The organism is Nocardia sp. NPDC060220, from assembly GCF_042727815.1.
GTDB lineage: Bacteria > Actinomycetota > Actinomycetes > Mycobacteriales > Mycobacteriaceae > Nocardia.
On record NZ_JBHWZY010000298.1, the window covers coordinates 1 to 7,429 of the forward strand.

At 68.0% G+C, this 7,429-nt stretch carries 9 protein-coding genes; 5 read left to right on the top strand and 4 right to left on the bottom strand.

All coding sequences use genetic code 11. The features are described 5' to 3' along the window. Both ACFWF3_RS17050 and ACFWF3_RS17055 read left to right on the top strand, forming a co-directional pair. Positions 1 to 579, top strand: a 579-nt coding sequence (locus tag ACFWF3_RS17050) for a hypothetical protein (protein ID WP_379314412.1), incomplete at its 5' end; no start/stop codon positions are given. A 148-nt stretch (positions 580 to 727) separates the two neighbouring features. Beyond that, entirely contained in the window at positions 728 to 1,078 is a 351-nt protein-coding gene (locus ACFWF3_RS17055; protein ID WP_379314413.1) for a hypothetical protein, read from the top strand. A gap of 1 nt (position 1,079) precedes the next feature. Here the strand turns inward: ACFWF3_RS17055 and ACFWF3_RS17060 are convergent, their stop codons facing one another. From ACFWF3_RS17060 to ACFWF3_RS17070, 3 genes are all read right to left on the bottom strand, one after another. Further along, positions 1,080 to 1,790: a DUF1906 domain-containing protein gene (locus ACFWF3_RS17060; RefSeq protein ID WP_378996538.1), complete on the bottom strand. Its 711-nt coding sequence runs from the start codon at positions 1,788 to 1,790 to the stop codon at positions 1,080 to 1,082. Between the two features lie 163 nt (positions 1,791 to 1,953). Then, positions 1,954 to 3,102, bottom strand: coding sequence for a hypothetical protein (locus tag ACFWF3_RS17065; protein ID WP_379314414.1), 1,149 nt, complete (start codon positions 3,100 to 3,102; stop codon positions 1,954 to 1,956). 188 nt (positions 3,103 to 3,290) lie between these two features. After that, positions 3,291 to 3,875 (bottom strand): CHAP domain-containing protein, encoded by a 585-nt coding sequence (locus ACFWF3_RS17070; protein ID WP_379314415.1) that lies wholly within the window; start codon positions 3,873 to 3,875, stop codon positions 3,291 to 3,293. A 395-nt stretch (positions 3,876 to 4,270) separates the two neighbouring features. Between ACFWF3_RS17070 and ACFWF3_RS17075 the strand changes: the two genes are divergently transcribed. Then, positions 4,271 to 4,996: a helix-turn-helix domain-containing protein gene (locus ACFWF3_RS17075; RefSeq protein WP_379314416.1), complete on the top strand. Its 726-nt coding sequence runs from the start codon at positions 4,271 to 4,273 to the stop codon at positions 4,994 to 4,996. Between the two features lies 1 nt (position 4,997). On the opposite strand, the gene ACFWF3_RS17080 is transcribed toward ACFWF3_RS17075, so the two are convergent. Next, positions 4,998 to 6,425 (bottom strand): MFS transporter, encoded by a 1,428-nt coding sequence (locus tag ACFWF3_RS17080; RefSeq protein ID WP_378996547.1) that lies wholly within the window; start codon positions 6,423 to 6,425, stop codon positions 4,998 to 5,000. 74 nt (positions 6,426 to 6,499) lie between these two features. Between ACFWF3_RS17080 and ACFWF3_RS17085 the strand changes: the two genes are divergently transcribed. After that, positions 6,500 to 6,985 (top strand): MarR family winged helix-turn-helix transcriptional regulator, encoded by a 486-nt coding sequence (locus ACFWF3_RS17085; protein ID WP_379314417.1) that lies wholly within the window; start codon positions 6,500 to 6,502, stop codon positions 6,983 to 6,985. A gap of 19 nt (positions 6,986 to 7,004) precedes the next feature. Next, a complete protein-coding gene (locus ACFWF3_RS17090) occupies positions 7,005 to 7,328 on the top strand; it encodes a hypothetical protein (protein ID WP_378996551.1) in 324 nt (107 codons plus the stop codon). Positions 7,329 to 7,429 lie beyond the last annotated feature (101 nt).

Below are 7,429 nucleotides of genomic sequence, written 5' to 3' on the forward strand. Positions count from 1 at the left end.
GGCCCCGCCGACGTCGCCAGCCCGCAGACCGCCCTGCTCGATCAGGCGCGCGTACTACTGGCCACGCTGAACCTGCCGCCCGCCATCAAGGCCACCCTCGAGCGGATCATCACCTTCCTCGACGGCAGCGGCGGCGGCGGTCCCGAGCTCCCGCAGGACGGCCCGGCCATCGCGCAGTTCCTGTACCCGACGATCGGCAAGGGCTGCATCGGCGACGGCGCCGATTCGGTCGGCACCGCGCTCGCGGTCGCCGGTCCGGCGCAGCTGCCCCCGCCCGGACCCGCCGCCGGACAGGCCGGTTTCGTATTCACCGCGCTCGGTACCAAGGCCCCGACCGGCGAGCAGAACCCGCCGATGACGGTGCAGTGGCTCAACCTCGACACCCGTCAGTCCGCGATCCAGACGCTGACCGACGAGGCCAAGATCAACCCCGGCGGTCCGGCCACCCTGTCGGCCATCGCCAACACCGGCCACGGCCGCGTGGTCGCGGTGATCTCGGGTTCGCTCACCACCGCCGCCGAAGGCGCCGCACCGCGCACCTGCACGTTCATGCCGACCCTTGGCTTCTTCACCGTCTGAGATGCTCTCCCGCCTCCCCGCGACTTCAGGCCGGACCTGAGCCGCGGGGAGGTTTGCGTTCGGCGGCCAGACCATGGTTGCCGTGCTCGCGTTGCCGTGTGCTGGCGCAGGGTTCCCGCCGGCTGAGCGGTGTGGTAAACCGGGATCCATGGCGACCACGCACGGTTCTTCCCGGAATGTTCGGTCGATTCGGAGCAGCCGCTCGATTCTGTCGTATCGATCCGAGGGGTCGATCCTGTCGATCGGATCGGCCTATTCGGTGTTGTCGATCGGCAGTGTCGGATCGGTGCTGTCCATCGGCTCGATCGGGTCGTTCGGGTCCGCGATCTCCTCGCTGTCGTTCGCCAGCGTCGGGTCGGCGCTGTCGGGTCTGTCGCGGTGGTCGCTGATGTCGTGGCGCGGGGTGCTCGCCGAGCCCGAGATGCGGTCAGCGTTGCGCGTGATGCCCGACGACGAGCCCGATATCCGGTGCGGAGCGACCTGCCACTGCCAGACCTAGCTCACCACTGGCCGTAGTCCTCGGCCAGCACCCGGTTCAGGTCGACGCCGATGCCGTCGATCGAGCGTTTGTCGATCTCGAATTGGTGCAGATGCGCGGAGTCGTGCACGAATCCGCGCTCGGTGCCCCAGTTGTGTTGCCAGAACCAGGAACCCAGGCCCGCGTCGAGTGCGCGGTCGATGGTCGGCGCGTTGGCGTAGATGCCGACGAGGTCGGGTCCGAGCACCGACTGCCAGCCCTCGATATAGGGCGCGATCATCTCCTCGAAGTCCTCGTCCGAGGGGTTGTCGTCGATGGAGGCGTAGATCGGCGCGGTGTCGGGTCCGCCCGCGGCGGTGTGGATGGCCCAACCGCGTTCGGCGTGTTCCTTGCCCGCTTCGAGGCCACCGCGCCAGTCGGCCGTCGGGCCCTTGCCGAACTGGTAGTTCGACACGATCGACAGGCCGTGCGTCCACAGGTCCTCGACCTCGGCGGCGAGCAGCGGTTTACCTTCCATCCACTCCGCGCCGGGCCTGCGCTCGGAGACGTAGCGGATGACGCCGATATGTCCTTCGGCCGCGATCGACGCGGCGGAGGGGACCCCCGCGGCGTAGTCGACCATGGTGCCGAAGGATTGGGCCCGGGCGGGTGCGGCGGCGAGGCCGGCACCGATCGTGGCCGCGGCGGCGGCCAAGCCGAAGAACTTCCGCCGGGTCACCGGAACAGAACGCATCGCAGGACTCCTTCGCGCAACCCGACCTTCAACCGGTAAGCGAACCCGGCGCGCCTTCCCCGAATCTCGCGCGCCGGGAGTCTAGAACGTGCGACTCATTGCACCACAACCCCAGGGGAACCGCCAGAACCAATGGCAACATTCGCCCCACGAGTCACAGGAGTCAGGCAGCGCCGTCGATCGCCGCGCCCACATCGATGGTGCGTCCGGTCGGATCGGCCAGTTCGGTGCTGACCACCGCGACGACCTGTGCCATCACCTGCTTCTTGATCCCGGCCAATCGGCCGAGGGTGGCCGCCCGCAGGCCCTTCGCGGTGAACTCCATCGAGATGTCCTCGAGCGCGGGCGGCGGCACCTCGATCACGATCTGGAGCGGCTCGGCGGCCCGTGCCGTGAGAACGAGCGGGATCTCCAGGTCGGCACGGTAGTGGTTGGCCTTGAGCACGTCGACGGTGATGTCGAGCCCCACCGGCAGCGTCATATCGAAGATCCGCAGGTCACCCGGCTCACCGAGGCCACGGTCGATCACCCGTGGCTGCTCGATCGCCCCGCGCACGGTCACCGTGGCCGCGCCGCGCGGGCCCTCGGACAACGGTCCCACCTCGATCGCGCTGCCCGCCAGCTGACCGACCACGCCGTGCACACGATCCCTGGTGACGATGGTGGTGAAGAAGCGCAGCCCGAACTCGCGGTAGTCGATCCAGTCGAAAACGGTGTCGTTGCGATGCGGTGAGCGGTAGCCGTCCAGGATCGCCTCGATGTCGAAGACGCGCTCCGAACGGACCTTCGGATCGCCCACGATGGCGTTGACCCGGTTGGCGACCTCGCGCTGCACCAGGCCCGCGATCGGGTCGAGCAGCATTTCCCACGCACCGTCGATGGCCTCGGCGCGCAAGGTGAAGCTGACATCCTTGGCCGTCACCGGGGCGACATCGATCACGACCAGCAGCGGAGCGGCGGTGCGGGCGTGCAGCGTGAGCCCGATCTCCACCACGGCTGCCAGGCGCAGTTTGCGTCCGCCGAGAACCAGGTTCACGGCCAGGGTCAGCGGGATCCGCACGCCGAAGCTCAGCGCGTCACCGGGCGTGCGGGTGACCACGGGGGTGCCCAGCGTGCCCTCGGCGACGAAACCGGCCAATCCTGCGGGCCCGAGCGAGAACGGTCCGATCTTCACGCCACGCCCGGTCATCCCCGACACGGCGGCGGCGATGCGCTCCTCGGTCACCGCGTAGGTGACGAACCGTTCGCCGAAATCGGCGTACTCGATCCACATCGGGTCACGACGTGGCTCTTCGTCCACCTTCACACGCACATCGAACACGGTACGTGACGTCGGCGAACCCGCTGCTGGTGGCACAACTCCCCCGTCCTGCCGATGAGGGGGAAGCAGGACGGAGGAGCCGGCAACGGCGCTGCCGGGCGCCGCGAGTTCCATGGTACGGGTATCAGCGTGGTACCGCCGTCCAGGATCCTCGCAGTTGTCTTGAGCGCCAATCGATTTCAGAATCGCCCGTAACCGACCAGATCTGCGGTTTCGGCCGGGGTGATGGTACGTACCCGAACCCCGCCCAGCTCGTTGCCGCCGATGGTGGTGATCGTGTCCCCCTCCGCCTTCAGCACGATGTTGGTGTGCTGACCGAGCGGACTGTCGGGACCGTAGAGCACCACGTCGCCGGTGCGTGGCCGGTAGCCGACGTCGGGGCGGGTGAATCGGCCGACCCGCTGGTAGTACTCCTGCAGTGTGTACACGCCGGGGATGCGCCAGGAACCGGAGTTCGGGTTCGCCAGCGGCCTGCCCGCCTCGCGCATCGTCCAGCTCACGAAGTCGGCGCACCAGGCCTCCTGGACGCCCTCGGCGTACTTCGGGCCGTCGCCGGGCTGCTCGTATTCGCGGCGCAACACGTCCACGAGCACGATCTGCTGCTCGTCGAGACGTTCGCTGTCGAGCGCGGGGAACTGATCACCCCAATCGTGCTGCCACCACACCAGTCCGACGGCGACGACCGTCGCCGCCGCCAGCATCCCGGAGATGCCGGCGATCCAGGACGTGCGCCGTCCAGGTCGTTCGGCTCGAATCTGCGTCATCGCCCCCCGCTCTCGTTCATCCTTCTGACCTATTGGACGAATCACGAGCGCTTTCGGTTCCCGCTCACGCGTGTTTTCCGAAGCGGACGGGCGACCACCGGATGGACCCCTGCGCCACCCGGGTATCAGCCCGGCAATCGCTCTCGGCGCGCACGAGGCGAGCGCGCGCGCCGTCCCCTCCGGCGACAATCATCCGCGCAGGGGTGGTGTCGAACACTTCCGCTCCGGAACACACTGGCCCGACCAGCACAAAGGCCGAAAATCGTCCTGGGCGCGGCGACCGGGCAGCCAGGCGGTCTCCCGCTCGGCTGACATGAGTGTCAGCGAAACCTTTACCCTCGGTCAAGCTAGACGACTGTCCCAATTTGTACCGGCGACCGAAACAGGAGTGCATTGTGGAAGACCCGAACGCGTCGATATCGCGGTACCTGCGCGAACGCCGCGAATCGTCGGGCCTGACCAGGGCGGCGCTCGGCGAGGCGGCAGGCATCTCGCCCGCTCTCATCCAGAAGATCGAACAGGGTACCCGCACACCGACATTGGAGGCGCTCACCGCACTGTTCGACGCGCTCGACGTACCCGAAGTGTTCCGCGACCATCTGGTCTCGCTGTCGGTGGCCCCTCGCTACGACTCGCCACCGTCGCTGGTCCGCCCGGCCGACCAGGTGCTGATCGACGGGATCACCCATCCGGCCAGCCTGCAACTACATCCGGTCTTCGAGGTCCTGGCCACCAATGCCGCGTGGCGGCTCGTCTTCCCCGGCCTGGAAACGGGCGAGTCGATGCTCGAGTGGATGCTCCTCGATCCGCGCGCCAAGGCGGCCCTGGTCGACTGGGAGCAGCAAGTGCACATGTGCGTCTACGGGTTTCGCGTGATGGGGCCGGGATTGGCGGCGCGGGCACGGATCGCCGAGATCGTCGGCACGTGCGCGCAGGCTCCCGAGTGGGAGAAGTTCTGGACCACCGAGCCCCCGGCCGCGCACGGACCCGACGGCCCGGTGGTGCAGCTGCGCGATCCGCACACCGGCGCGGCGATGCCGATGGCGGTGCACTCCCTCGGCGCCGCCCTGGTGCCGCGCCGGGACTGGTCGCTGGTGGTGTACTCGCCGATCGCGGACTGACTCAGCCGGCCTTCTTCTTGCCCATCGGGATACACATGGTCAAAGCGATCGCCGCGACCGCACCCGCCATCGCGATGAAGAACGCGGTGTGGAACGCCGACCGGGTCGGCACCATGTGCGGGCCCAGCTGCATGGTCATATGGGCGAGCACGACACCCATCACCGCCGCCGAGGTCGAGGTGCCGATGGAACGCATCAGCGAGTTGAGGCCGTTGGCGGCGCCGGTCTCGCTCAGCGGCACCGCGCCCATGATCAGCGCGGGCATGGCCGCGTACGCCAGGCCGACGCCGCCCGCGACGATGACCGCCGACAGGATGATCTGCCACACGGTGTCCATCATCACGACCGCGCACAGGTAGCCGACAGCGATCACGGCCGAGCCGAGCGCCAGCGTGAACTTCGGGCCCTTCTTCGCCGTCAGGCGCGCCGACACCGGCGAAAGCAGCATCATCACCAGACCGGTCGGCGCCATCACCAGGCCCGCGACCACCATCGACAGCCCGAAACCGTACCCGGTCTGCTCGGGCGCCATGAGCAGCTGCGGGAACGTCAGTGACATGCCGTAGAGCGAGAAGCCCACCGCGATCGAGGCCATATTGGTGAACAGCACCCGTGGGCGGGCCGAGACCCGCAGGTCGACGAGCGGCGCGGTGCGGCGCAGTTCATAGGCGCCCCAACCGAGGAAACTCACCAGCGACAGACCGAACAGCGCGAGGATCGAGCCGCTGGCCCAGCCCCAGTCGGCGCCCTTGGTGATGCCGATCAGCAACGTGAGCAGGGCGATCGAGAGGCCGATCGCACCAGCGAAGTCGAAGCGTGAGGGCGTGCGCACCGGCGATTCCGGCACGAACACCACAACCAGCACCGCGCACACCACACCGAGTCCGGCCGCGGTCCAGAACAGCATGTGCCAGTTCGCGTTCTGCGCGATCAGCGCCGAGAACGGCAGGCCGACGGCACCGCCGACACCGAGGGTCGCGCTCATCACGGCCATCGCGCCGCCGACCTTCTCGGGCGGGAGTTCGTCGCGCATGATGCTGATCCCCAGCGGGATCGCGCCCACCGCGATGCCCTGCAGCGACCGGCCGATCACCTCGGGCAGCAGCGAGCTCGCGGTCGCGCAGACCACCGAGCCGACGATCATGAACCCGAGATTGGTGACGAGAATGCGGCGCTTACCGAACATGTCGCCGAGTCGTCCGGCGATCGGCGTCGACACCGCGCCGGCCAGCAGGGTGGCGGTGACCACCCAGGAGGCATTGGACGCCGACGTGTTCAGCAGGGTCGGCAGCGACGGGATGATCGGGATGACCAGCGTCTGCATGAGCGAGACGACGATGCCGACCGTACTGAGCACCGCGATCAGCACGGCCGGGGCCGGACGTCGGGTTTCGGGGATGGCCGGTGCGGCCTCGGCAGTTACAGACACGAATTTGCACAGTACACAGCATGTGCATAGTACACAATTTGGTGCCGGGGTGACCCACACGACATAGTTGGCACATGCCCGATTCCGGCCCCGCCGACGACACCCCCTTCACCCGCCTGGTGTTCGAGCTGAACCTGATCTCGCGGCACTTCCCCACCACCACCCGCAGACGCCCCGGTTTCCTGCTCGACCGATCGGCGTTCCTCATCCTGACCCGGCTCGATCTCGGCGAACCGCTGAGCCTGCGCGAGTTGTCGGAGTCCTTCCAGCTCGACATCTCCACCATCAACCGCCAGGTCGGCGCGATGTTGAAGCAGGAACTGGTGCAACGAGTTCCCGATCCCGACGGCGGTGTCGCCCGCAAGATCAAGATGACCGCCGACGGCAAGGCCGCGCTCGAAGCCGATCGACGGCACCGCAGCAGCGATATCGGCAAGGTCGTCGCCGACTGGAACGCCGACGATGTCACCGAGCTCAGCAGGCTGATGCGCAAGTTCAACCGATCGGTCGAACAGCTGGAGGAAAACCCGTGGCCCAGACCGCCGCACAGCGACAGCTGAGCGCGCTAGGCTGCCCGGCGTGGTCACTCACCGGTCTACCCGCCCGAGCTGGCTTTCCTGGGACAACTACTTCGTCGGCGTCGGCGGACTGGTCCTCGGCCTGTGCTTCGGTGTCTGCGCCGCGCTGATCGCCGGGCCAGGACACAATCTCGCGGCGATCGTCCTCGTCGCGCTCGCCGTGCTCTGCGTCCTGCCCGCGCTGCTGCGCGCCCTCGGCGAACTCAGTGTGTGGGTACGCCTGGCGATCCTGCTGATCGGCTTCGCGCTGCTGCTACCCGCGATTCTGCTCAGCGGCGAGGTGCGCGACTGGGCAGCGGAGCGCTGGGAAAAAGCCTGGAACTAACTGTTGCGCAGCGGGACCGAGAGCAGCATGCGCAGGGTGTTGTGGATGAACTGCGTCGACTGCCAGGTGAGGTAGGAAGCGACCGCCGGATCGACCGCACC